Here is a 25,137-nt window from a genome sequence, read left to right as displayed (position 1 = left end):
AATATGTTAAAGGAGGAAAATTACTATTTTAAAAAAATTGTGGATCATCATGATAGCTACACTAGTTGTAATTAACACGGTTAGTTTTACAACAGTTTCTGCTAGCACACCTACATGGTTAGAGGAAACCATGGATAATAATGAACCGTTTATACAAGCGATTGAAAATGCTACTAGTAAAACGCGAGCGAATATCACACAAACCGATTTAGAAAATATAAAAGAACTAACAGTAATAAAAGCAAGTGAGATTCCTGATAATATCGATTTGCTGAAGAACACAACTAAGTTAATGGTTACAACAGGGACGGTTTCCTCATTACCTGACTCAGTGGGGAATTTAAAGGAGTTAAAAGAATTAAATCTTAGTAATAATAATTTAAGTACATTTCCGATGATTGCTTTTCAACTACCTAAGTTAGAAAGCTTACAACTCAATGGGGGCACGATAGAAGAAATCCCTGAATCAATAACAGAAATGGCTAGTCATTTAAAAATGCTTGGGGTATCGAGGAACCGTTTAGTGAGGCTTCCAGACAAAATTTTCACTACTAAGTGGACAAATGCTGGAGATTACCAAAATTTACTTCTATATTTTGGTGACAATCAAATTACATCGCATATTCCTCCTGGTGCTAGTGCATTTAACAATGGGAACAATATGGCCGAATTTTATGATGGTCAATTCCAAAAACAAGACCAACTAACAACTACTGACGGGTATACTCTCGATGTAACTGTGGGGACTGATTTTAGTCAATTAACACCAGATAAAACAAAACTTGAATTAAAATCTGGCCGAGCTCTATTCGATCATCACGAATTTGAATTTTATGATGATGGTTCCAGCCAGCTTATCCAAAATGGAGTGGCAACAGCACCAGGGCAAACCAGCATTTACGTTAAAAGTAAATTCTCAACGAAATCGAACAAATTTGCCAAAACAAAAGTCACTGTAAATATTGCCGGACCTATTACAGTGAAGTATGAAGATACAGACGGCAAAGAATTAGCGTCACCAGTCATCTTGAATGGTAAAGTGGGAGATTCTTATACATCAACAGAAAAAACTTTCCCAGGATACACATTAGTAGCTGCGCCAACAAATCAGAATGGAACATTTACTTTAAATCCGGCTACAGTCAACTACGTGTATAAACTAGACGATTATACACTCACTTCCACCTACAAAGATACGAATGGTCAAGAACTGAAAGCGCCAGTTGTAGATGCGAAAACATACCATTATCAAGATACTTATACAACAAATCCCGAAGTTTTTCCTGGTTATACATTAATCGAGACACCAACGAACGCTAAGGGAACATTTGATACTTCAAACATCACTGTCGATTATGTATATCAAGCAAATGCCTATCAATTAACTTCCACTTTTAAAGATCAACAAGGGAAGACGATTGCGCCAGATGCTGTCGATACTAAAACGTATCATATAAACGATTCCTATACAACAAAAGCCAAAACTATCCCGGGTTATACATTAGTCGAGACACCCGCTAATGAAAAAGGTGTTTTTGGAGCAAGTGATGAAACCGTCAATTACGTATATAAAGCGAATGATTATACGTTAACAATCACTTACAAAGACGACCAAGGCAAAGAACTAAAAGCACCTAAAGTAGATGCGAAAAAGTATCATATCCACGACGCCTACAAAACTACAGCCCTAGCGATTCCTGGCTACACCTTAGTAGCGACACCCGCTAATGAAGAAGGCACTTTTGGAGCAGGGGATGAAACCGTTAATTACGTATATAAAGTGAATGATTATACGTTAACAACCACTTACAAAGACACAGAAGGCAAAGAACTACAAACACCTAAAGTAGATGCGAAAAAGTATCATATCGAAGACGCCTACAAAACAAATCCCGAAGTTTTCCCGGGTTATACATTAGTCGAGATACCCACTAATGAAGAAGGTACTTTTGGAACAAGTGATGTAACCGTTAAATACGTATATAAAGCGAATGATTATACGTTAACAACCACTTACAAAGATACGGAAGGCGAAGAACTAAAAGCACCTAAAGTAGATACGAAAAAGTATCATATTGAAGACACCTACAAAACAACAGCTCTAGCGATTCCTGGCTACACCTTAGTCGAGAAACCCGCTAATGAAGAAGGTACTTTTGGAGCAAGCGATGTAACCGTTAATTACGTATATAAAGCGAATGATTATACGTTAACAACCATTCACAAAGACACACAAGGCAAAGAACTACAAGAGCCTAAAGTAGATGCGAAAAAATATAACATCCAAGACACCTACAAAACAACTCCCGAAGTTTTTCCAGGTTATACATTAGTAGCCACGCCAACAAATGCTAAAGGAACATTCGGTTCTCAACATGTGACCGTTAATTATGTATATAAAGCTAATAGCTATCAATTAACGTCTACTTTTAAAGATCAACAAGGGAAGAAGATTGCACCAGATAAAGTTGATACTAAAACGTATTATATGAATGATCCCTATACAACAGAAGCCAAAACTATCCCGGGTTACACCTTAGTAACGACACCCGCTAATGAAAAAGGTGTTTTTGGAACAAGTGATGAAACCGTTAATTACGTGTATAAGGCGAATGATTATACGTTAACAACCACTTACAAAGATGCAGAAGGCAAAGAACTACATGCATCTAATTTAGATACGAAAAAGTATCATATTGAAGACACTTACAAAACAACTGCCCTAGCAATTCCTGGTTATACATTAGTTGAGACACCCGCTAATGAAGAAGGTACTTTTGGAGCAAGTGATGTAACTGTGAATTATGTGTATGCAGAGCAAATAATTAGTAAACCGGTTGTTCCCACAACACCAACTATGATTACTATAGAAACGCCTGATGTTTTCACCATAAAAGCACCAGAAACAACACTTGATATTTTTACAATAAAAACACCTGAAAGCCAAGAAAGTATAACTAAAGTAGAGAAGAAAACCCTACCTAAAACGGGGGATGATATTGCCTTATCAAATCTGCTACAAATTATAGGAATAGTACTAATTTTGGAATTATTCTTAATTGTTGGTAGAAGAAAATTAAGGTAGATATTGAATAGGCTTAGATTTAGTAACGCCACAAATCAATTTTGTGGCGTTACTTTTTAATTCAAAATAGAGCTTCTATTCATTGGATGTGGTTTAAGTACAAGAAAGGTAACTAGAATCTCTAGTTACCTTTTTTCTATAGAGCTTGCAACATATCAAATTGTGATTGGTATAAATTATAGTAATAACCATGTTGTGCCATTAGTTCATCGTGGCTGCCTGCTTCTTGAATGCGACCATTATCAATGTAAAAGATGCGCGAACTGTTTTTTATTGTAGAAAGGCGATGCGCGATAATGAAAGAAGTCCGTCCTTCAAGTAGCCGCTCTAGTCCTTCTTGGAGTAGGATTTCTGTTTGTGTATCAATACTTGAAGTCGCCTCATCGAGAATGAGGATTTTTGGATCAGCCAAAAGTGCTCTGGCAAAAGAAATTAGTTGTCGCTGACCCGCAGAAAGAGTGCTACCCCGTTCTTTTACCTCCGTATAATAGCCATCTTTTAATCCGGAAATGAAATCATGGGCGCGGACGACTTTGGCTGCTGCGATAATTTCTTCTTCGGTTGCATCTAGTTTGCCGTAGCGAATATTTTCGATAATTGTTCCGGAGAAAATAAAAGTATCTTGGAGCATGACGCCCATTTGTGACCTAAGCGACCTGAGCGTTACTTCCTCGACATTTTCCCCATCAACTAAAATCTCCCCGGAATTAATATTGTAAAAACGGCTGAGCAAATTAATAATTGTCGTTTTTCCAGCACCAGTCGGCCCAACGAGTGCAATTGACTCGCCCGCGTCAACGTGAAAATTAATTCCTTTTAAAATGTCTACGCCTTCCTCGTAACGGAAATAAACATCTTTAAAGTCAACATTTCCGACGATTGGTGGCATTTTTTTCGCATTTGGAACGTCTTTAATATCTGGTTCGACGTCCATCGTTTCGAAAATCCGCTCCAAATAAGTAGTAGCTGTAATAAGCGAATTATAGAAGTTACCAATATTAATAACGGGATTCCAAAAATTACCCACATAACCGATGAAAGCAATAAGTGTCCCAGTTGAAACATCCACCCCATAGCCTTTAATTCCAACAAAATAAATTAAGCAAGTCGTCATTACGGCAATATTCTGCACACCGGGCCAAAGCAAGAATTGAATTTTCACGGCTTTCATCCAAGAACGACGATATTCATTACTAACTTCGGTGAAAATCTCAAAGTTCTCTTCTTCCCGCGAAAAACTTTGCGTTACTTTAATCCCAGCAATGCTCTCGTGGATATAAGCGTTCATGTTGGATTGTTTATTGCTAAGAACCTGATACGCCTTACGCTGAGCTGTTTTAATAACCATGACAATCACGAAAAGAACTGGAATAAGCGCTAAACTATACAACGTTAAAACGGGATCAATCATCAGCATAAAGCCAAGTGTTACAATGACACTTAAAATATCAGAAATCAAATTAATAAGCCCGTTAGATAATAAATCACTCAGCATATTGATATAATTAACAACCCGAATCAAGATTTTTCCGTGCGGACGACTATCAAAATAAGAAAAAGGAAGTTTTTGCAAATGACCGAAAATTGCCGTTCTCATATCCTTTAAAATATCTTGTCCAATAAGCGTAATCGACCTAATTCGGTATCGCATACAAAGCCCAGTTACAATGACAGAAACAATGAAAATAACCGCAATCCAGAATAGTTGAGTCATGTTTTTATTTGGGATCGTTTCATCAATCACGACTTTGGTTAAATATGGTCCAATCATTGTCGCAACATTTGCCAGTAAGATTACAAAAAGCGTGATATAGATAGATTTTTGATAGGGTTTTACATATACAAGAATACGTTTTAAATGTGCGGCGCTGAATGCTGTTTCTAGTTCTTCATCAATATCAAATTTATTTCTAGCCATTCACATTCGCCTCCGTCCCAAGTTGTTTATTGTAAATATCAAAGTAATAACCTTTTTCCGCTAATAAACTAGCATGCGTTCCACGTTCAATAATTTCACCATGGTTTAAAATTAAAATTTCATCTGCTTCTTTTACAGAAGATATGCGGTGCGCGATAATAAAGGTTGTCGTATTTTCGGTGATTTTCTTTAATTCGCCTTGGATTTTCACTTCTGTTTCCATGTCAACAGCAGAAGTGGTATCATCCAAAATCAAAATAGATGGATTTTTTAAAAGAGCACGAGCTAACGATATACGCTGCTTTTGCCCGCCGGAAAGTCCAACCCCGCGTTCACCGACAATCGTGTCATAACTCTCCGGCATTGTCTCAATAAAGTGATCGGCATCAGCAATTCGCGCCATTTTCCGGACATCTTCCATCGTTGCTTCGGGTGCTCCAAATGCTATATTACCTTCAATCGTATCGGAAAATAGGAAAATATCTTGCATCACCGTAGCAATGTGATTTCGAAGTTCCCGGACATGCCATTTTCGCGCATCAACCCCGTCAATTAAAATTTCACCAGAAGTTGGATCGTAAAAGCGACAAATCAAGTTGACGAGCGTTGATTTCCCTGACCCAGTTTCTCCCAAAATAGCCACCGTTTGACCCGGAGAAGCTTTCAAAGAAATATTTTTCAGAACGTCCGTATTTGGGTCATCTTCAAAATGAAAACTAACATTATTAAACTCAACATGACCTTGTAATGATGGCGCCGGTTTTTCAGCGTGGATAGGGATTTTAGCATTCGTTGCCATCATATCTTGAATTTTGAACGAAGAAGCGATGAAACGTTGTACGTCATTAATAAGCCAGCCACTCATGCGCATCGGGCCATTCAGCATCCATAGAAATCCATTAAAGGCAACTAGATCTCCCAGCGTCATTTGTCCTTTGATTACTAAATAACCACCGAAAATAAGCGTGATAACAACTAGAATTCCAGCGAGCGAGTCAAGCACTGGCAAGTAGGTTCTAGAAACATCGGCTGAATCTAAATTGCGTTTTTTGAAGTCTTCGTTATGCTCGTGGAATTTCTTCATTTCAAAATCTTCCCGCGCGAATGCTTTTACGACGCGGTTTCCACTTATATTTTCTTCTACCATTGAATTAAGCCGCGAAAAGCTTTCCCGAATTTCATAAAAAACTGGTTGTGCTTTACTCGACATTTTCATCGTTAAAATGGCAATGAGTGGCGTGATGATAACTAGTGCGAGCGTTAGTTTCCAGTCAATCGTGGCCATAATAATAATTGCAAAGCTAAACAGGAACACGTTTTCCAAAATATTGTACGATACCCATGAAACAAAATGGCGGATCGCATCTGTATCACCCGTCATCCGCGCCATAATATCTCCAACACGCGTATTGTTGAAAAAATCAAAATCAAGTGACTGCAACTTTTTATACAAATCTTCCCGAATCTGAAAAAGGGAATTTTGCCCAATTCGCTCGCACATAATCTGATAGGAATAACGGCAAATAGTTCGAATAATGGTCGAAACTATCATGATTAAAAGTAGCGGGATAAGCAAATTCGGTTTGTTTTGATAGACAACATCATCAATCACTTTCCCGCCTAGTAACGGATAAATAATGCTAATACCAGAAGCAATAAAAATTAAAATAAATACACCAACCATAAGTAAACGATATTTCCGGACATATTGCCAAATCCATTTCATACTCTCCATTTTTTCACATCCTTTAACATTCATATATCCATTTAGTTTACACTCCTAATTTCGAAAAAGAATGGTTTATATTCGCTGGAAGCATGGACAATGTTATATAATTAAAAGATAATTGTAAGCGTTATATTTAGGAGGTGAAACGATGCTGAAAATAAACACAACCACATTTAACCCGCAAATTTTGTATATAGCTAATTGCTATACCAACGAAGTACGAGTGGGCGAAAATCATCATCATGACTTTTTAGAAATCTCCATTATTTGTGAGGGAAACGTTATTTATGATATTGAAGGGGAGCGAGTGGCGTTAGAAAAAGGGGATATGTTGATTTTTAATCCTGGTGTGAACCATTACGATATAACCGAACCTGGTATGACAAATGCGCAACTTCACATCGGTTTTCGGAATTTTGCACTGGAAGGATACTCGCGAAACACTTTCCCATTTAAAAAAGCCTTTTTACGGAAAAAAGAAGATGAATCTGCTATTTTATCCATTTCTAAACAAATTATAGAAGAAAAAGATGCTGAAAAACCTGGATATGACTTGATTTTGAAAGCTTTTGTCATGCAGTTAATTATCCATGTTTTGCGGGAAGCTACGCCCGAACAACTTGAAAATAATGGCGTGAAATTATCCACCGATGAGCAGCAAAAACAAATGCTCGTCAATGAAATTATTCATTATATGGAAAAACATCACACAGAAGATGTCTCGCTTTCGACACTCTCGCAAACAATGTACATCAGTCCCGCCTATATTTCCAAAGTTTTTAAAGAAGAAACTGGCGAGTCGCCAATTAATTATCTAATCAAAATCCGCCTGACACGTGCGGAAGAGCTACTGAAAAATAAAGATGTAACTGTGAAGCAAGCTGCTAACATGGTCGGCTACAACGATGCCTATTATTTCAGTAAACTTTTCAAAAAATATTATGGCTTCCCACCATCAGAAAACTGGCGCAAATCAAGTTAATTTAAAAATGCTGAATAATAAAAGCGGTATTTTGAAGGAAAATTAGCAGGTGTTTTTCGAAATGCCTGCTTTTTATTGGATTAAATTTTGCGATTAGTACTAAAAATGTATTAGAATAGAAAAGAGAAATGGGAAGGGTGATGGGACGCAATGAAATTTCAACTTTATATTCAACCAAAGTTAGATATTCTTCAAGGTAACATTGTCGAATACGAAATACTTTTACGTGACGATAGTGAAGTTCCTAGATTTCCCTTGTCGGAGTTAGAAGCTGTACTTGCGGACGAAGAATTATACCTTACATTTTGTGAGTGGTTTAGTGACGCTTTCTTTGATGTTCTAAAAAAATATCCAAATGATCGCTTTGCAATAAATATAGCGCCGCAACAACTTTTTTATATGGAAACGCTCCATATGTTAGACAAACTAAGAAGTGAGAGTCACCGTATTACTATAGAAATGACCGAAGATATTTTTGATGTTCCCGCTCATAAGCGACATTTAAATGCTGATGATAAAGATGCTTTTATTTTAAACAAAATTAAAATAATTCACGGCTTAGGTTACCATGTTGCAATAGATGACGTGGGGTGTGGACTCAATAGTTTAGAGCGCGTACTGAGTTATCTCCCTTACATAATCGAGCTCAAGTTCTCTTTGATTCATTTTAATAATATTGATTTAGAGGATTTACTTTTATTCATTAAAGCTTGGGCGAATTTTGCGCATAAAAATAACCTCGATTTTGTGGTCGAGGGCATTGAAACAAAAGAAACCATGGCAATCTTAGAAAGCCATGGCGTCTCCATTTTCCAAGGTTATTTAGTTAATAAACCATTTCCTGTTTGAAAACTATCTATTTGATCAAGGAGTTTTTCGTGTGAGCTAATAGTAATCGGTTTTTTGGATACTAGCAGCCCATTTATGAGTAATTCTTCTAATGATTCAGTGATTCGAGCTCGACTAGAACGGCAATAATCAGCTAAAAATGTTTGTGTGATATAGGAAGGTAAAGCAATCGGGCCTTCTGTTTGATGGAGATTCAGTAGTTCAATAATTTCCACAAAAATACGAGTCACTTTGATTATTGGTGGTTGATTAATATTTTTATAATTTTTGGCAGTAAATAAATATCTAACTATTACATCATCAAGTACCAGATGGAAGAAATGTGGGTTTGCATACAAGTAATTAAGGAAAAACTCACGATCAATGAAAAGCGCCCGCCCGTTTTCTAGTGCGCGAACACGGTATTCAGTAAGCTCTGGAGCCGTTTTTGTTTCGAGTAAACTTTCCATTCCAAAAATTGCGTTCTCAGAAATAAGTGCATTTATCATCCAGCGTCCTTCATTAGTAGGTCCCTCTAAAACAGCAGTACCTTCCAAAATCACGCCTATTTGAGGTGGTTTTTTTTCGTAATCTTTAAACGAATGAATAATATCTCCTTTTTTAAAAGACACCTTGCTAGAGTAATCGCTCGAAAAAATATCAGAAAAATCGGTAGTGTGAAGCATGGTTAAAACTCCTATACGAATGAAATTTTTATCTACCATTTAACTGTACTTCTATTCCTATGAAAAAGAAACTAAATCAAAGCTGCTGTCACAATTTAGACAAAAAAAAGACACTCATTCGCTACATTTGCGCAAAAATATATAATAAAAAGACTCTAGTGGTAGAGTCTTCGTTAAAATTTCTTATAAACATCAATAGAGTTGCCAAAATTGATTAAATAATCGCCGCAATCATACATTGGACCATATTTTTCCGCATAATGAGAAACGGTACGGCGCAAAAATTCCTCGGTCACTTCTAAAAATTCAGCAACCTCGAAATACTCTTTTAAACCAAGATAAAAACAAGTAATGATGTCTTCCAGTGGAATTAATTCTTCGTAACCCTTGCGGCGAGCAAAAAGTTCTTGTTTTTTATCTGAAAGGCTTTCTTGTTTTGTAATATTTCCTACCGTGTACTTATAATGCATCAATTCTTCCACTAAGATGCAGCCTTTTTCAATAGAAGATTTATCTTTACTTATAAAAATCATTCCATTCAAATATAAGCCGGGTAATTTGTAAGGCATTTTTTCTTCTCTAATAGTTACCTCATCTTGGTATTTGTTTACCAATTTTTCGTACAATAAAATCACATCCCGCGATGGAGTTTTTTCTTCATCTCTATATAAGCTAAAATATCTCGCATTTCTTCCTCTGTAACATCGTCATCAATATGGGCCGCAATCGTCACCGAGCGTTCGTCAACAGGTGGTAAATTTCTTTCAGGAAAAAAGTCATCTAATCGCTTGTTGAAGATTTTTGCAAGTTCAAATAAAACATCTTGATTTGCTTTACGGTCGCCATTTTCGTAACGACTAATAGTTTGGCGAGTCGTATGAAGCTTTTCTGCTAGTGCTTCTTGATTTAGGCCTCGTTCCTCGCGATATTGTTTTATTTTATTTCCTACAAATTTATTTAACTCCATAATAATTGTCCTCCACATGTTTATGGCTCCAGTATAGCATTTTTAGCACCAAAATGGAACTTTTTCGAACATATTTGTCGGATAAAGTTTACCTGTAACCAAAACGGTGCTATAATATGTTTAGAGCTAGAAAATAAAAGCGGCTGATTTTGCACCGATAGCACCGAATTGGTGACAAAACTACTATATTAATTTATGAGATGGAAGTGGGAATGGATGGATAGAAAACTTTTAAAAGAAAAGCAAATCCAACTAATTTTTCAACTGGAACAAGAAGAAAATAGATTTATTCGGAAACGTTTAATAGAAGAGTTGGAGTATTTTGAAGCACTAGGGGATAGAGAAAAAGGACTTTTAACGGCGGAACAAAAACTACTTATTTTAACACCAAATGAATACCGCGAACATAAAAAAACAAAGTCAGATGTAGAAATCAGCAAATTAATTGGAGTATCAAGGTCCTCACTTGCCGAATGGAAACGAAAAAACGGCTTGAATAGAAAAAAGCAACGTCCAGTTCAGCAGGAGATGATTGATGTATTGGCTTTTCATTTGGATAAGACGAAAGAAGAGATTGGCTCTTTACCGGCTTCTGCCATTGAGTGCCAGTATGAAGCATTCGTGATTAATGAAGCACACAATTAAGGAGTGATCAAATGCAAGTTTTAGTTTTACCAGAAAATAAAGATATTAATTATATAAAAACTGTCCAAGAAGTGAAACGATTTTTTGCAGACTTTCAGCGTTTCCGCGTGATTACGGGATTATCCCAAAAGCCATTTATAGAAAGTAATGGTTTACTAGAGACGCCACATTTTGGACCGGTGGCATTTTCTGCAAGGCATAACATAGAAGTCATAAAGGAAGCGCGTTTGTTAGTACAAAGATATACAGAAATGTTAAATCAAATGGATGATTTATATCGAAAAATTTTAATAGAGTGTTATGTGGAAAAAGAGAAAGATATAGCAGTAATGATGAGTCTGCCTTATGAAATAGCTCAGTTTAAACGTATAAAAAGACGAGCAGTTCTAGAACTTGCAACAATAATGGGAATTTTAGTAAGGAAATGATGATACTTTTTTGATATTTTACAGTAGCATTTTACCGTTAATATAAAAGTAAGCCAATTGTCCAGCAAGCGGATGACAATAAAAGCTGCGTCAGAATGAAGGTGCACCGATTTTCTGATATACATGAGGTTTTAAAAGAAATTTGTTTTTATTATTGGGTTTTAAATCCGTGGAGATAAACAAATATTCTATTTTTGGAAAGTAAAGTTTGGAGGAATAAATTATTAAAAATGGTCTTGACCGAATTTTACTTTCTATTTTTAAAGGAGTGAGCGCTTGGTGAAGAGTTTGAGCTTCGTGAGAGTTTTGGAAGCAGTGAGAACAATGCTTCAGGAAAAAGGCGGACTAGATGTTTCTATTGTAATGCATGACCAAGTGGAATTGCCTTCAACGATGATGGAGATGATTGATCAAGAGGAAGAAGAGAGCCGCACTTCCTGGAAAGAAAAATACCGCTTTGCCGTTCATCATTATACAAATGAACTGGATTTAGCGGGTGTCGAACAGATTGATAATTTTATCCAAGCGGGTTTTAATTTGCCTGAAGGATACAAATTAATCGCAGTTCGTCATTTCGGAAAACAAAATTTAGTTAAAGAAAATACGTTGATTCATGCAAAAACTAGTTTTGAAGTAAGTATTTGTCGTGAATTAAAAGTAAAAATTTAGGAGGAATTATTAATGGCATTTGAAGAAAATTTATATTGTGATTATACACCGGGAGCTGCTAAAGCGGTCGCGGGGAAAGACGTAATCTTAGCAATTTTTAACGCAGCAGGAGATAAATTATTAGCGGTTGCAGGACAACAGGGTCTAACTGTTAACCGTTCAAAAGATAGTATTGAAATCACATCTAAAGATACAGTAGGTGGATGGAAGTCTAAAATCGGCGGTATGAAAGAATGGTCTATTGAAAATGATGGTTTATACGTTGCTGATGCGGATTCTCATAAAGAATTGGCGAAATATTTCGAAAGTGATAGTCCGGTCTGTGTGAAAGTTATTAACCAAGCATCTAAAAAAGGTCTTTTTGGCGGCTTAGCAATTGTAGCAGACTACAGTTTTGAGGCTCCTTTTGATGAAGCGATGACTTATTCTGTAAAACTAGACGGAATGGGAGCGCTTGTTGATTTAACTATTACTGAGGGCGGAGATCAAATGCCCGGCGAAACACCAGCAGCACCAGCAGAATAAAATAGAAAGCCACTGAAATAAGTGGCTTTCCCTTAGGAGGAAAATAAATGTTTGAAGTGAATGATACTAATTATATTTTACGATTCAATAAACAAAAAGTGAAAACGGTGGAACTAACGTCAGGAATTAGTCTAGTAGCGGCTTTGACTGCAAATAAAGGAATTTTGAGTTACCAAGTGATTGAAACTCTTTTTGCTTCTGGACTAGTGGAAGAAAAAGGTTTAGTGCCAGTAAAACAAAAAGAAGCTTTGGAGATTTTTGATAAGTTAGTGGAAGAACAGGGCTTAATTTCGCTTAATGTAGCAGTTATTGAGAAATTACAAGAGGACATGGGTTTTTTGTTCCGTTAAAGCAGATTGAGTTTGAATATTTTGGCGCAGAGAACGAAGAATCTGATAGTGAAAGCAACCATGATTTTGACCTCGAAAAACAATTCGCGTTTTTCGTTGTTAATTTTCAAATGTCAAAACATGATTTTGAAGCATTAACAGAAGTTGAGAAAAATTTCATCATGAAAGAATGGGAAAACAAGGTCATTTTTGAGTCTACTATGCTTCGAAATGCCGTCTTGAATGCTGAACAAAATCTCAATCGCAAACGAAATTCGCGTTTTATTGATTTGCATAAGAAGCGTCAGAAGAAAGCAGATGTTAATTATACAGTAAATGCACTTCAAGCAATTTCTGAGAATGAAGCGCTTGAAGGTAAAGCGTGGATTGACCGGATTTACGGTGCAAATGGCCTACGCAGACCTAAAAATAAACAAGAAAGGGGGAAAACGAATGGCGGATTCTAAAAAAATTACATTTGAAATGAACGAGAGTGTCTTAACAGCTCAATTTAGTAGGTTAGATGAAATGGCAGGCGTTGTAGAGCGACGATTTTCAGAATTAAAAATGACGATTGAAGATGTTGGAAATGCCGATCCAGGTTCGAAAATTACTGAGTCTTTGGGCGGATTGCAATCTGGTCTCGGCACTATTAGTTCAGCGTTTGGGCAATTAGGTTCTAGTAGCGAGGCAATTACATCAGGATTTGGAACAGCGGTTGGTTCTGTTGGCGGAATTACGGATGCTTTTAAAAACCTAGGTTCAAGTGTCCAAAATGGTACGTTATTTTCAAGCTTGTCCACTGGAATAGGTGGTATGAGTACAATGCTTGGTGGAGTAACTGGTGGAGTTCAAGGAATTACGAATCTAGCTAGTGGTTTTATGGAATTGAAGAATCACTTGGGCGGCTTAATGTCTTCTATTGGCGGTGTCGGAGGAATTATGGGCAAACTGACTTCTCCAATGGGGTTAGTTATTATAGGGATTGTAGCGTTAGTCGCTGCATTTACGTACTTGATGACGACGAATGAATCATTCCGAAATACTGTTATGTCAGTTGTCACGCAGGTAGCTCAGTTGTTTGGTCAGCTAGTGGCTAGTCTGATGCCGATTATCATGCAAATTATCACAGCAGTCATGCAAATTGGTGCGGCTTTAATGCCAATAGTTATGCAATTTATTAGCTTTTTCGCTCAATTGTTAGCTCAATTAATGCCATTTATCAATATGCTCATTGCGATGCTCATGCCAGTAATTATGCAGATTGTTCAAGTTGTTATGTCGCTAGTTTCGGCCCTTTTACCAAGCATTATGACGGTTATCCAAGGCATTATGAGTGTTATACAATTCTTGATTCCTATAATTATGCAAATTGCCACGGTCGTTGTGCAAATTGTTGTAACAATTATTTCTTATATAAGTAAAATTATGCCGATTGTCATGATGATTATAGGTGTTATTATTTCGATTATTACTACAATTATTAGTTATATTGTTGTTATTGCAACGACGATTTCAAATGTTATTGGGAAAATTATTAGCTTTATTGCAAGTGTTATTACGTCGATTATCGGGATTGTACAGCCAATTATTGGTTTCATTACCAATATTTTCAGTTCTATCGTTACAGTTATTGGAGCGGCTTTCCAAATGGTGTTTGCAGTTGCATCAAAAATTTGGAATGCAATAATGGCAACAATTTCAGGTATTATTGATGGAATAAAATCAGTTATTACTGGGATTTCTACGACAGTTTCTTCCGTATTCAATGGAGTCAAACGAATTATTACCGGTGTTTTTGATGGAATTAAAAGCGCTTGGGGTGGTTTAACAGAATTTGTTGGAACTATTTTCGACGGGGTTTCAAATGCAATTCAGACAGTTGTAGATAATGTCAAAGGATTTGTGAACGTGGTAATTCGAGGGATTAATTCAGCGATTAGTTTAATTAATAAAATCCCTGGTGTTGAAATTGGTAAAATCCCGCAATTAATTTCAGGTACTACAAATTTCCAAGGCGGTTTTGCACGAATGAATGAAGGCGGTCGCGGTGAAATGGTGGTGTTACCGTCCGGATCTCAAGTAATCCCGCACGATGCAACGATGAAATATGCAAGAGAAAGTGCGCGTGGTAATAAATCAATGCTTTATACAAATCAAGGGACCGATTTAGCTAGGGTAGAAAACCTTCTAGAACGCTTACTACAAAAAAATCCAGTTATTAAAATGGACGATAAAGTTGTATCTGAGGTAGTTAGTCGTAACCAGGCAAACTCGTTTGATCAATACAATTATACAATGGGAGGTGTGGCTTATTCATGAGTGACTTATTTTTAGAACTAAATGGAAAAATTCATTCGCTTAGTGAAACATTTCCAGGACTTTCCGTTCAAGAAGTAGCGAGGCAAAGTCCACAATTGAGTATGGAAACTGCTGAGATTTCTGGAACGGACGGAGTTATTCCAGGTACTATCCAATTTAAACCTTTTATTTTTTCAGCAAAATGCAATTTACAGGCACTTGATATACCGGATTATCATTTAGCAGTTAGAGAAATTTATGAGTTCTTATTTCAGCGAGATAGTTACTATATTTGGAGTAATCAAATGCCGGGAATTCGGTATGAAGTGCATCCAAAACCATTTGATTTTAGTCGTGAATCAGAACGGGTTGGGCTTCTCAATTTAGAGTTTGATGTTTTTAAGGGCTATGCGGAATCTCGTGGTACAAGTCTGGACCCAATGACTTTTGAAGTGGACTTATGGCAAATGGGCATGAATTTATCTAACCGAGATGATTTGTTTTATGTTTTTAAAGAGAATACATTTCGCGTTTATAATGCAGGAAGCGACCGAGTTAATCCGTTGATGCGACATGAGTTAGACATAGCTATGACAGCAAATGGAATCCCGACTATTAATAATTTAACAACCGGTGATTCATTTCAATATCGTAATGAACTCAAAAAGACTGATGTTTTGCTGTTAAATAATATCTATCCGCTTGTAAATAATCGTCGCGTTGGAAAAGACACAAATCACGGCATTATTACCCTTGAAAAAGGATGGAATGAATTTGAAATTAAAGGTGTAACGGATATAACTATTGCTTTTAATTTTCCGTTCATTTATCGGTAGGTGATAAGTATGGATTATTTGATTATTCAAAGCATGGATAAAGAAGTAGAAGAGATTTTAACAGATATTGATTATGGCTCTTTTTCTTATGATTATGAAAAAAACACGAGTCGTTCCATCTCGTTTACAGTTAATAAAACAAAACAGAATGCTGATGTATTCACTCTGGTTGGAAATGAGGCAATTCTAACTTATCAAGGTCAACAATTTGTCATAAAAAAATGTACTCCTAAGGCTGTTGGAAAAACGATTTCTAAACAAATAACTGCCCAGCATATAAGTTATACAGTGCAAGATCATGTTCAGTATAACGTGAAAACTGGGCGGAAAAAATATTCGATTCAGACGGTAATGGAATTTGCCCTAAAAGACAATGAGCTAGGATTTTCTCATGAAATACAGGGTAGTTTTCCATTAGTCGAGTTAGAAGATTTAGGAAATAAAAATGGATTAGAATTAGTGAATTTATGTTTGGAAGAATTTGGAGCAATACTATTTGCGGATAATAAGAAACTTTATTTTTATGATGAAGCGAGTTGGTATTTGAAAACAGAGAAGCAATTACGCTATTTATACAATACAGAAGATGTTTCAGTGGATACAAATACTGATAATTTAAAAACAGAGATAAAATGTTATGGCAAACAAAAAGAAAATGCCGACAAGCTAACGGGCGATAATAAATATATGGCGGTTGTTACTTATACTTCGCCCAACGTATCTATTTATGGAAAACGAATGGCTAATTCAAAAAACGACGATAAAATTACGAATAATAACGACTTATTGATTTTTGCCAAAAAACAGATTCTGGATGTTCCGGAAACCTCTTTAACGATTACTTATAGAGGAGATGAAGCAGTTACAGAACGAGATATTTGGTACTTTATTCATGAACCAATGGGATTTGAAACGGAAGTGAAGGTTACGAGAATTAAATCAGCTCATCCGTGGAGTAAGAAATTTCAAGAAATCGGTTTTAGTAATTCGCGGCGTGATATGGTACGAATTCAGACTCAAATTGCAAATCAAGTGAAAAAGGCTAGCGTAGATACAAATAAGATTAATTCGTTTTCAAGCATCGCAATGAATGCATATGATTCGCGGATTTTAACGGAAGTAGTAGGTGTTGTAGATGGCGACTGAAATTAGAGTTTTAAAAAATGTGGATGAAACAGTTTTCTATCCGAAAACTCACGTAACTGCTGTCGAGGGTCTGAATGAAGTTTCAACAAACGCTTCTGGATTAATGACTCCAACTGATAAAGTCAAATTAAATGGAATTGAAGCAAATGCAGAAAAAAATAATGTGACTGCAAGCGATATTTCAAATTGGAATAAAAAACAAGATGCGATTTTAGTTTCGGAAAATGGTTCTAATTTCAAAATAACAGTGACGAATACAGGCGAACTAAAGACAACGAAATTGGAATAGGAAGGAGGTTGCATATGAAGTTAGATTTGTGGAAATGGGAAATGCTTCTTCAAGGTCGTGAATTTAGAAATAAAACCAATGATAATTGGCAGAAACTAATGGATTGGTCTAACTTTATTTCTACGGGAATAGATACGATTTATACCTACGTAAACAAAGCAGATGCTACCTTAAATGCCAAAATTGAAACAGTTGATAAAGCAGTGAATGCAAGAGTTAACGAGTTGATTAGTGGGACAGAACAGCTAAGTGAAGTTGTTGATGCCAGAGCAGATGCATTTGGCACTAGGTATCCGGTTTTAAGAGAACGTCTAAACCAAGAACAGCAAATTTTTAACAAGAAAAGTACGGCACATTTTGATGTGGATAATGTTATAGGTATGGATAAACAAGATATTGGTTTGTTGACCAGTAAATCAATTACTGAAGCGCAAACAGTTTGTTTTTTAAATATATCAAGCTTCAATGAGAATGCGGATATTGTTCTTGAAAAGACTAGTGAAACAAGCTTTTCAGAAAGTTTAACCAGTTTAGTTTTTGCGAAGTTAGGGACGAATGAACGTTACCAAATGGAGTCAACTGGTGCGTAAAGGAGGAGTGAATAATGACTGAAATTAAACGAATGCTACAAACAAAAGACGATAATTCAAAAGAACAATTTTATCCAGAGACACATGTAGCGGGAATTGTCGGACTGACAGAATACGTTTCTGGTCAGATTCCGACTGGTGTCATTAGTGTCAATGGAAAGGCAGGCAGAGTATTACTAGAAGCAGAAGACCTTCATGCTGCTAAGAAAATCCATGAACATGAAGTCGCAACGTACACAACAGATGGATTTATGAGTTCTTTTGATAAACAAAAAATAGATCAATTAGTATCTCCGGAAGCAGGCGTAACAAGTGTAAACGGTAAAACAGGAATTGTCGACTTATTTGCAGCTGATGTAGAGGCGGCGGAAATAAACCATACTCATCCGGAAGCATCAGCAAGTGAAAGTGGCTTTTTATCAAAAGAAGATAAAGAAAAACTAGATGCGATGCCAGTAATCGCACTGGAAACTATTAAGGAGGTTATAGAATGACTAAAATTGTAAAAATGTCAGAGAAAAATGAACATGGAACGTTAGAGCAATTCTATCCAGAAACACACGCCGAGGCTGTTAAAGGGCTTGTGAGTGTTACAGAGGAAGAAAAGACGACTTGGAACGAGAAAGAAACTACTGCGGGTGCGGAACAAAAGGCGAATACAGCTTTGAATAGTGCGAAAGAATATGTAGATACGATTGGGAAAGGAACAGTGATTTTTAAGGGAGCAAATATTATGGGTGCGGGTCAAGCCTATACATGGAATCCTGATAAGGTGAAATTAGGAGTGACTTTACTATTCAGCCGTTACGATTCCGCCAATAACACACCGCAAGATTACTATTACCATCCAGTTTTCATATCCAGAGCACAACTTTTGGAGGTAGCAGGTGGAGGAGTTTTAATGCAAATGCCTTCATCAACATATGGGGAACGAAAATATTTCTATATCTCCATAACTGGTCTTTCAGGACATGCTGATAATTCGAAGTATAATTCATGGGCACTTCGTCAAATCACAATCATGTAATCAAAAAGGAGGTTTTCCATGGAAATCATACTAAAAATTGGGATTTTAGGTTTTGGCGCGGTGTTTGGATACTTGTTTGGGGAAGTGGATTTATTGGTAAAAGTGCTGGTGTGCTTTATTGTAGCTGACTATATTTCTGGGCTACTCGCTTCAGGGTATCTTGGGGAACTTAGCAGCAAAATGGGTTTCAAAGGAATCGCGAAAAAAATCGCTATCTTAATTTTAGTGGCTATTGCGCATCAAATAGATTTGATTCTGGGAACGCATAATACGACGCGGGATGCGGTTATCTTTTTCTATTTGGCGAATGAGCTGATTTCTATATTGGAAAATTTCGTTCGAATGGGAATGAAGGTCCCGGAAGTATTGAAAAATTTAATTTTGATTTTTGATGCGAAATCAGGAGACGAGGAGGAAAAGCATGACAAAGATATGGATTGATGCCGGTCATGGCGGCAAGGATTCAGGGGCGACTGGTAACGGACTTGTTGAAAAAAATTGGGTACTATCAGTTGCGAATCAGCTTCAATCAGAATTAGTAAAAGCTGGTTTTGAAGTAGGTATGACTCGAACAAATGATACATTTTATGAATTAAGTGACCGAGCTAAGAAAGCAAATAGTTTTAAGGCCGACTTATTTATTTCGATTCATTTTAATGCTGGTGGTGGCAAAGGTTTTGAAGACTATATTTATACATCAACACCAGCTGGAACAGTAGAAGCACAGAAAATAATTCACAAAAATATTATCGCTAAAATTACCAAACATGGCATGCGTGATCGCGGAATGAAACGAGCTAATTTTGCTGTGCTGCGAGAAACGGCAATGGATGCGATTTTACTAGAGGCAGGGTTTTGTGATAGCAGTGATGCAACTATACTCGCAAAAAAAGCGTATCAAACGGATTATTGTGCAGGAATTGTCTCAGGGGTACAAGAGATTTTTGGTACTACAGTAACGAAATATCGAGCAGGGAAATATTTGACAAGTAATGATGCTATTTCCGGCAAAAATATTAAAGGTTATTTAGAAGCCGGGACAAAAGTTTTTGTTTATAAAGAAACAGCAAAAACACTCAACCTAACTACTACAAAAGGAGTTCCGGGAAGCTGGGTTCTAAAAACGGAAGTAAATACGGGTAAAAGATAAAAAAAGGAGCGACTGATAGGTCGCTCCTTTTTTATTAACTTCTCTTACGCAAAGTATAAAGCGCGGTAGCTGTTAAAATAACTCCAAACACAGTTGCAAGTCCAGCTGTGTCACCAGTTGTTGGTAGGGAAGTGTTGGAAGATGTCCCTGAGTTAGACGCATTTGGTGTAGAGGTTGTTGGGTCTTCGGTAGTTGTAGTTCCACCATTATTTCCGGAGCCATTACCGTTATCTGTACCACTATTTCCATCTGTTCCGCCGTTATTTCCGTTGCCATTGTCCGTTCCGCCATTACCGTTTCCATTATCTGGAGGGGTAGTTGCAGTTGCTTCTTGAACAGTTGCTTGGAAAGTTGTGCTGTAGCCGTTTGTGTCAGTGATTGTTGTTGTTACTTGGTCGCCTTTTTTAAGGTTTAAAGAAGTAACATCTACGGAGAACTTACCGTTTGCATCAGCTGTTGCGTTAGGTCCGGCAGCAAGCGCCATTCTTGCGTTAGCAGTTGCCTTTTGAACAGAAACTGTAGCTCCTGGTAAAGTAGTTCCAGTTAGATTTTTGTCTTTTTCAGCTAATTTATTGATTTTTGTAGCGTCTTTAATTGCTTTGATAGCTGCATCTTCGGTTTCTTTGTCGATCTCAGCTTGGGATTTGTAGACTTTACGTCCTTCTTTTTGAGCTGTAATGACTTTTCCGGCAGCTTTTTGGTCTTTAATGTAGTTGATGAATGTTTCTGTATCTGGATCGATTGCCGTTACTAGGTTTGCTTTTTTGAAGGCTGAGAATCCATCGCCACCGCCAAATAGGAAGTCATTGATTACGACTTTGTATTTTTGGTCAGCTTTTAAAGGAGTTCCGTCTTCTGTCGTAACGCTCGCAACCTTGTAAGCATGGTCTAGATCATCTGTATCTGTGAAAGTATATTTTAGTCCAGAAATTTGTAGGAAATAAGTTTGGTTGCTTAAATATTGTTGGTTTAGAGCTTCCAAAATATCAGCACCAGTCATTTCGACTACTTGAAGAATGTTACCAAATGGTTGAACAGCTTGAGCCGCGCCCCATGTGATTTCGTTTTGGCCATTTGCAAGACGAGTAGTAAGATCAGAACGAATTCCGCCGTTGTTAGTCATAGCAAAGTCGACATCGGCGCCGGCTTTATTTGCCATATAACGTTGCGCATCCGTAATCATGTTACCAAGTTCGGATTCTTTATCATCAATTGCTTTGTTGTCTGGATTTGTGTCACGAGAAATAACGTCTTTGTTTGCTAGTCCGATAGTTTCGTTAATAACACCTTCAATGCGGCTTTTCGCATCTTCGGTTACTGCGGTAATATCGGCATTTGGTGTGACGCTTCTCGAGTTATATGTAATTTTAGCGTCAGGTGGTGAAACGAAATCGCCAGTTGTTTTATCAAGTTCGCCAGTTACATCTGAAAAAGCTTTACCATTGTTGTAACTTTGGACGATACGAGTTTTTCCAACTAATCCGTTTGTGTATTGGTGATTGTGCCCTGCAAGGACTAAATCGACCGAGTTATTTGGGTCTAATTCATTTGCTTTTGTCATCATATTCGCAGCTTCCCCAGCTACATCTTGTTTTGTTCCAGTGTTTGGGTTCCCAGTGGAAAGTGCTGGAACGTGGGATAGAACAACGATTGCGTTAACGCCTTGGCCTCTAAGTTCAGCAGAGTATTTAACGATTGTTTCTGCTTCATCAAGGAAATCGTAGTCTTTAATATGATTTGCAAGAACTAAATTAGGAATTTCTGTTGTAACGATACCGATGAAGCCAACTTTGACGCCATCAATTTCTTTTACATAGTATGGTAAAAAGCCTTCTGCGACTGTGTTTGTTCCTTTGTTGACCACGTTAGCTGCGACGATTTTCATGTCACTTTTAACGCGTGGATAAGCTTCTACGATTGGTCCGAATTTGTTTGTAGAAACTCCGTCCAAAATTCGTTTGTATTCAGGTAATCCTTCATCAAACTCATGGTTACCTAATGTGCCGACTTCGAAATTCATTTTTTGGAGAACTTTCATTGTTGGCTCGTCTTGAAGTAAACCTGATACTGCTGGGCTTGCGCCGACCATGTCGCCCGCTTGGACACGAATGGCATTGTCAGTTGTAGTTCCAGGATTAGCTTGTAAAAATGAGCTAGTAGCGTTGTCCAAGTTAGTAGCTAAGTAATCCGCGCCTCCGATTGGTGAGCCTGATGCATCTTTGGAGGCTGTTTCAAGCGCTCCGTGGAAATCATTTATCCCCAAAATCTGGATAGGAACAGTATCTGCTGCTGCTTGTGCTGTTGTCCCGGTGAATGGTACAGTAAGTCCGATTGTGAGCCCTGCTACGAGTAAAACATGTGTGGTTTTCTTGAAAAATTTGTTCACTTTCACACTCTCCCTTTTTTCGCCAGTGGCAATTTTGTAAGCGCTAACTCAAAGGTGCCTAGCTATAATTGTAGCAAAGAGGAATCACCCTAGCAATAGGAAATGTGGATTTTGTGTAAATGTAACGATAATTTTTGGCTATATTTTCATTTCGATTGAAAAAAGGGTAAACTATAAATAAAGGAGGGATAAGATGGATATCTCTAGTACGGAAATTTGGGATGCGATTAGAAGAAATAGTTTCTTACTGTATTATCAACCAAAAGTAGATGCCAAAACGAATGAGCTTATCGGATTTGAAGGTTTAATTCGACTAAAAACAGCGACGGCGATTCTAGCTCCAGCAGATTTCTTTGAAGATATTGCCCTTTTAAATGCTACGCGAGAAATGCAGGATTTTGTGGCTGAAACAGCAATTGAACAAATTAATCAGCTAGGGGGACGTTTTTCGATTTCGATTAATATTCCGGCACATTATGTTGTAAGTAGTAATTATATGACTTTTTTATATGATTATGTGAAAGAACATTTAAAGTATCCGGAGTGCTTAGAAATAGAAATTATCGAACGGGGCGAAATTACGGAGCTAGCTGTTGCGGATAAAAACTTACGTAAAATTAAAAAACTCGGTGTCACAGTGAGCATGGATGATTTTGGAAAAGGCTACAGCTCGCTGGCATATTTGCGAAGTTTACCAATTGATATTGTAAAAACGGATATGTCATTTATTGCTCTTTTAAAAACGGATCGAAAGCAACAAATTATTATTCAAGCAATTGTTAATTTATGTCATGATTTAGGCGGGAAAGTCGTTACAGAAGGCGTAGAAGACATCGAACAAGTGAAGGCGTTACGCGAAATGAAAGTGGATTATTTCCAAGGCTATTATTTTAGCCGCCCACTACCAATGAAAGAAATTAAAGAAAAATATTCGATTGTCTGAGATGCCTAAATGAAAAAATTGGTTGGTGTGAGAATGGTAATTTACCAAATTCACACCAACCAATTTTATTTTATTTGATTAAATTGTTTGAAGCATCTTTTACAACAACGTCATGCGCGCCACCTTCTACGATAGAAGTAGAAGAAACGAGCGTGATTTTTGCTTTTTGTTGTAATTCAGGGATATTTAGCGCGCCGCAGTTACACATAGTAGAGCGGACTTTGCTAAGGCTGATGGCAACATTGTCTTTCAAGGATCCAGCGTAAGGAACATAAGAATCTACGCCTTCTTCAAAAGATAATTTCTTATCGCCGCCAAGGTCATAACGTTGCCAGTTGCGCGCGCGGTTAGCTCCTTCGCCCCAATATTCTTTCATATATGTGCCATTTAAATTCACTTTGTTAGTAGGACTTTCATCAAAACGAGAGAAATAACGACCAAGCATGATAAAGTCAGCGCCCATTGCTAGAGCTAGCGTCATATGGTAATCATAAACAATGCCGCCATCGGAACAAATCGGAATATATACACCTGTTTCTTCAAAATATTCATCACGTGCTTTAGCAACATCAATTAGGGCGGTTGCTTGTCCGCGGCCGATACCTTTTTGTTCACGTGTGATACAGATGGAGCCACCACCAACGCCAACTTTAACGAAATCTGCGCCAGCTTCTGCAAGATAACGGAAGCCATCTCGGTCAACAACATTCCCTGCGCCGACTTTGACTGTATCGCCGTATTTACCGCGAACGTAGTCAAGTGTGCGTTTTTGCCATTCAGAATAACCTTCAGAAGAATCGATACAAAGAATATCTGCGCCAGCTTCTACTAGAGCGGGAACACGTTCTTCATAGTCGCGTGTGTTAATTCCAGCTCCAACTACATAACGTTTGGAGGAATCAAGTAATTCTAATTTGTTTTCTTTATTTGAGTCGTAGTCTTTGCGGAACACCATGTGAACCAAGTGTTCGTTATCGTCTACAAGTGGTAAAGCATTTAATTTGTGGTCCCAAATAATGTTGTTAGCTTCTTTTAAAGTGGTCGATTTTTTAGCAGTAACTAGTTTTTCAAAAGGCGTCATGAAATCTGCTACTTTTTCATCAGGACTCATACGCGTCACTCGGTAGTCGCGACTTGTCACGATTCCAAGTAATTTACCGTGCGCTGTGCCGTCTTCTGTAACTGCAACTGTAGAATGACCAGTTTTTTCTTTTAAATCAAGAATGTCTTGGAGGGTTTTATCTGGGCTGATATTAGAATCGCTAATGACGAATCCAGCTTTATGATTTTTCACGCGAGAAACCATTGCAGCCTCACTTTCGATTGATTGGGAGCCGAAAATGAAGGATACGCCGCCTTCTTTAGCGAGAGCAATTCCCATGTTATCATCAGAAACAGCTTGCATAATTGCGGAAACAAGCGGAATGTTCATTGTGATAGCAGATTCTTCCCCTTTTTTAAATTTTACAATCGGTGTTTTTAAGCTAACGTTTGTTGGTACACATTCAGCCGATGAGTAGCCTGGAACTAGTAAAAACTCACTAAATGTGCGGGACGGTTCTTCAAAATAAAATGCCATTATTTCCACTCCTTCTTCTATTGTTAAATGTACTTATAAAATATCTTTATTATTTCAATAACTGGCTTGAAAGTCAATGACTGGGATGCTTTTTCGGGA

At 37.3% G+C, this 25,137-nt stretch carries 26 protein-coding genes; 19 read left to right on the top strand and 7 right to left on the bottom strand.

Annotated elements, in window-relative coordinates; translation table 11 throughout:
• Nucleotides 1-130: 130 nt before the first annotated feature.
• Nucleotides 131-3,085, top strand: coding sequence for a MucBP domain-containing protein (locus tag AC4PG8_RS10400; protein ID WP_492170402.1), 2,955 nt, complete (start codon nt 131-133; stop codon nt 3,083-3,085).
• A gap of 136 nt (nt 3,086-3,221) precedes the next feature.
• Here AC4PG8_RS10400 and AC4PG8_RS10395 read toward each other — a convergent pair whose 3' ends face one another.
• Nucleotides 3,222-5,003 (bottom strand): ABC transporter ATP-binding protein, encoded by a 1,782-nt coding sequence (locus tag AC4PG8_RS10395; protein ID WP_185570893.1) that lies wholly within the window; start codon nt 5,001-5,003, stop codon nt 3,222-3,224.
• Nucleotides 4,996-6,738, bottom strand: a complete 1,743-nt coding sequence (locus AC4PG8_RS10390; RefSeq protein WP_492170334.1) for an ABC transporter ATP-binding protein — start codon at nt 6,736-6,738, stop codon at nt 4,996-4,998. The genes AC4PG8_RS10395 and AC4PG8_RS10390 overlap by 8 nt, the downstream gene beginning before the upstream one ends.
• Before the next feature lie 142 nt (nt 6,739-6,880).
• Here AC4PG8_RS10390 and AC4PG8_RS10385 point away from each other — a divergent pair, with 142 nt between their 5' ends.
• Both AC4PG8_RS10385 and AC4PG8_RS10380 read left to right on the top strand, forming a co-directional pair.
• On the top strand, nt 6,881-7,714 hold the full coding sequence (locus tag AC4PG8_RS10385; RefSeq protein WP_003772584.1) for an AraC family transcriptional regulator: 834 nt from the start codon (nt 6,881-6,883) through the stop codon (nt 7,712-7,714).
• A gap of 150 nt (nt 7,715-7,864) precedes the next feature.
• Nucleotides 7,865-8,563, top strand: coding sequence for an EAL domain-containing protein (locus AC4PG8_RS10380; RefSeq protein WP_003759821.1), 699 nt, complete (start codon nt 7,865-7,867; stop codon nt 8,561-8,563).
• Here AC4PG8_RS10380 and AC4PG8_RS10375 read toward each other — a convergent pair.
• From AC4PG8_RS10375 to AC4PG8_RS10365, 3 genes are all read right to left on the bottom strand, one after another.
• The gene (locus tag AC4PG8_RS10375) at nt 8,533-9,228 is read right to left on the bottom strand and encodes a Crp/Fnr family transcriptional regulator (protein ID WP_033838289.1); all 696 of its coding nucleotides are present in this window, start codon (nt 9,226-9,228) and stop codon (nt 8,533-8,535) included. The genes AC4PG8_RS10380 and AC4PG8_RS10375 overlap by 31 nt on opposite strands.
• Before the next feature lie 173 nt (nt 9,229-9,401).
• Nucleotides 9,402-9,854 (bottom strand): ImmA/IrrE family metallo-endopeptidase, encoded by a 453-nt coding sequence (locus tag AC4PG8_RS10370; protein WP_003764863.1) that lies wholly within the window; start codon nt 9,852-9,854, stop codon nt 9,402-9,404.
• 5 nt (nt 9,855-9,859) lie between these two features.
• On the bottom strand, nt 9,860-10,195 hold the full coding sequence (locus AC4PG8_RS10365; RefSeq protein ID WP_003764864.1) for a helix-turn-helix transcriptional regulator: 336 nt from the start codon (nt 10,193-10,195) through the stop codon (nt 9,860-9,862).
• A 216-nt stretch (nt 10,196-10,411) separates the two neighbouring features.
• On the opposite strand from AC4PG8_RS10365, the gene lmaD reads away from it, so the two are divergent.
• The 15 genes from lmaD to AC4PG8_RS10290 all read left to right on the top strand — a co-directional run bounded on the left by lmaD (nt 10,412) and on the right by AC4PG8_RS10290 (nt 20,130).
• On the top strand, nt 10,412-10,840 hold the full coding sequence (gene lmaD / locus AC4PG8_RS10360) for a protein LmaD (protein WP_003759825.1): 429 nt from the start codon (nt 10,412-10,414) through the stop codon (nt 10,838-10,840).
• Nucleotides 10,841-10,851: 11 nt separating this feature from the next.
• The gene (locus AC4PG8_RS10355) at nt 10,852-11,268 is read left to right on the top strand and encodes an ArpU family phage packaging/lysis transcriptional regulator (protein WP_003759827.1); all 417 of its coding nucleotides are present in this window, start codon (nt 10,852-10,854) and stop codon (nt 11,266-11,268) included.
• 279 nt (nt 11,269-11,547) lie between these two features.
• Nucleotides 11,548-11,937, top strand: a complete 390-nt coding sequence (locus AC4PG8_RS10350; protein WP_010990245.1) for a DUF5072 family protein — start codon at nt 11,548-11,550, stop codon at nt 11,935-11,937.
• 12 nt (nt 11,938-11,949) lie between these two features.
• Nucleotides 11,950-12,462 (top strand): protein LmaA, encoded by a 513-nt coding sequence (lmaA, locus tag AC4PG8_RS10345; RefSeq protein ID WP_003759830.1) that lies wholly within the window; start codon nt 11,950-11,952, stop codon nt 12,460-12,462.
• Between the two features lie 47 nt (nt 12,463-12,509).
• Nucleotides 12,510-12,812, top strand: a complete 303-nt coding sequence (locus AC4PG8_RS10340; RefSeq protein WP_003759832.1) for a hypothetical protein — start codon at nt 12,510-12,512, stop codon at nt 12,810-12,812.
• Between the two features lie 110 nt (nt 12,813-12,922).
• The gene (locus tag AC4PG8_RS10335; protein WP_003759834.1) at nt 12,923-13,258 is read left to right on the top strand and encodes a hypothetical protein; all 336 of its coding nucleotides are present in this window, start codon (nt 12,923-12,925) and stop codon (nt 13,256-13,258) included.
• Complete coding sequence (locus AC4PG8_RS10330; RefSeq protein WP_492170333.1) at nt 13,245-15,113, top strand: phage tail protein; 1,869 nt, start codon at nt 13,245-13,247, stop codon at nt 15,111-15,113. The genes AC4PG8_RS10335 and AC4PG8_RS10330 overlap by 14 nt, the downstream gene beginning before the upstream one ends.
• The gene (locus AC4PG8_RS10325) at nt 15,110-15,928 is read left to right on the top strand and encodes a phage tail family protein (protein ID WP_492170332.1); all 819 of its coding nucleotides are present in this window, start codon (nt 15,110-15,112) and stop codon (nt 15,926-15,928) included. The genes AC4PG8_RS10330 and AC4PG8_RS10325 overlap by 4 nt, the downstream gene beginning before the upstream one ends.
• A 9-nt stretch (nt 15,929-15,937) precedes the next feature.
• Nucleotides 15,938-17,074 (top strand): phage tail protein, encoded by a 1,137-nt coding sequence (locus AC4PG8_RS10320; RefSeq protein WP_492170331.1) that lies wholly within the window; start codon nt 15,938-15,940, stop codon nt 17,072-17,074.
• Nucleotides 17,064-17,363: a hypothetical protein gene (locus AC4PG8_RS10315; RefSeq protein WP_010990249.1), complete on the top strand. Its 300-nt coding sequence runs from the start codon at nt 17,064-17,066 to the stop codon at nt 17,361-17,363. Before AC4PG8_RS10320 ends, AC4PG8_RS10315 begins: the two co-directional genes overlap by 11 nt.
• A gap of 14 nt (nt 17,364-17,377) precedes the next feature.
• A complete protein-coding gene (locus tag AC4PG8_RS10310; RefSeq protein ID WP_010990250.1) occupies nt 17,378-17,953 on the top strand; it encodes a hypothetical protein in 576 nt (191 codons plus the stop codon).
• 14 nt (nt 17,954-17,967) lie between these two features.
• On the top strand, nt 17,968-18,447 hold the full coding sequence (locus AC4PG8_RS10305; protein WP_492170330.1) for a hypothetical protein: 480 nt from the start codon (nt 17,968-17,970) through the stop codon (nt 18,445-18,447).
• Nucleotides 18,444-18,980 carry a hypothetical protein gene (locus AC4PG8_RS10300; protein WP_070752025.1) on the top strand — a complete coding sequence of 179 codons (537 nt, stop codon included), beginning with the start codon at nt 18,444-18,446 and terminating at the stop codon, nt 18,978-18,980. The genes AC4PG8_RS10305 and AC4PG8_RS10300 overlap by 4 nt, the downstream gene beginning before the upstream one ends.
• A gap of 18 nt (nt 18,981-18,998) precedes the next feature.
• Nucleotides 18,999-19,421 (top strand): phage holin family protein, encoded by a 423-nt coding sequence (locus AC4PG8_RS10295; protein WP_010990253.1) that lies wholly within the window; start codon nt 18,999-19,001, stop codon nt 19,419-19,421.
• Nucleotides 19,402-20,130 (top strand): N-acetylmuramoyl-L-alanine amidase, encoded by a 729-nt coding sequence (locus tag AC4PG8_RS10290; protein WP_112120335.1) that lies wholly within the window; start codon nt 19,402-19,404, stop codon nt 20,128-20,130. The genes AC4PG8_RS10295 and AC4PG8_RS10290 overlap by 20 nt, the downstream gene beginning before the upstream one ends.
• A gap of 34 nt (nt 20,131-20,164) precedes the next feature.
• On the opposite strand, the gene AC4PG8_RS10285 is transcribed toward AC4PG8_RS10290, so the two are convergent.
• Nucleotides 20,165-22,522, bottom strand: coding sequence for a bifunctional metallophosphatase/5'-nucleotidase (locus AC4PG8_RS10285; RefSeq protein ID WP_185540962.1), 2,358 nt, complete (start codon nt 22,520-22,522; stop codon nt 20,165-20,167).
• Nucleotides 22,523-22,709: 187 nt separating this feature from the next.
• Here AC4PG8_RS10285 and AC4PG8_RS10280 point away from each other — a divergent pair, with 187 nt between their 5' ends.
• The gene (locus tag AC4PG8_RS10280) at nt 22,710-23,459 is read left to right on the top strand and encodes an EAL domain-containing protein (protein WP_070752019.1); all 750 of its coding nucleotides are present in this window, start codon (nt 22,710-22,712) and stop codon (nt 23,457-23,459) included.
• Between the two features lie 70 nt (nt 23,460-23,529).
• On the opposite strand, the gene AC4PG8_RS10275 is transcribed toward AC4PG8_RS10280, so the two are convergent.
• Nucleotides 23,530-25,038 (bottom strand): IMP dehydrogenase, encoded by a 1,509-nt coding sequence (locus AC4PG8_RS10275; RefSeq protein WP_033533703.1) that lies wholly within the window; start codon nt 25,036-25,038, stop codon nt 23,530-23,532.
• Nucleotides 25,039-25,137 lie beyond the last annotated feature (99 nt).

The organism is Listeria sp. MAN/IMW/UF555, assembly GCF_058684075.1.
The sequence above is the reverse complement of the archived record's forward strand: the minus strand, read 5'-3'. Positions and strand labels throughout refer to the sequence as shown.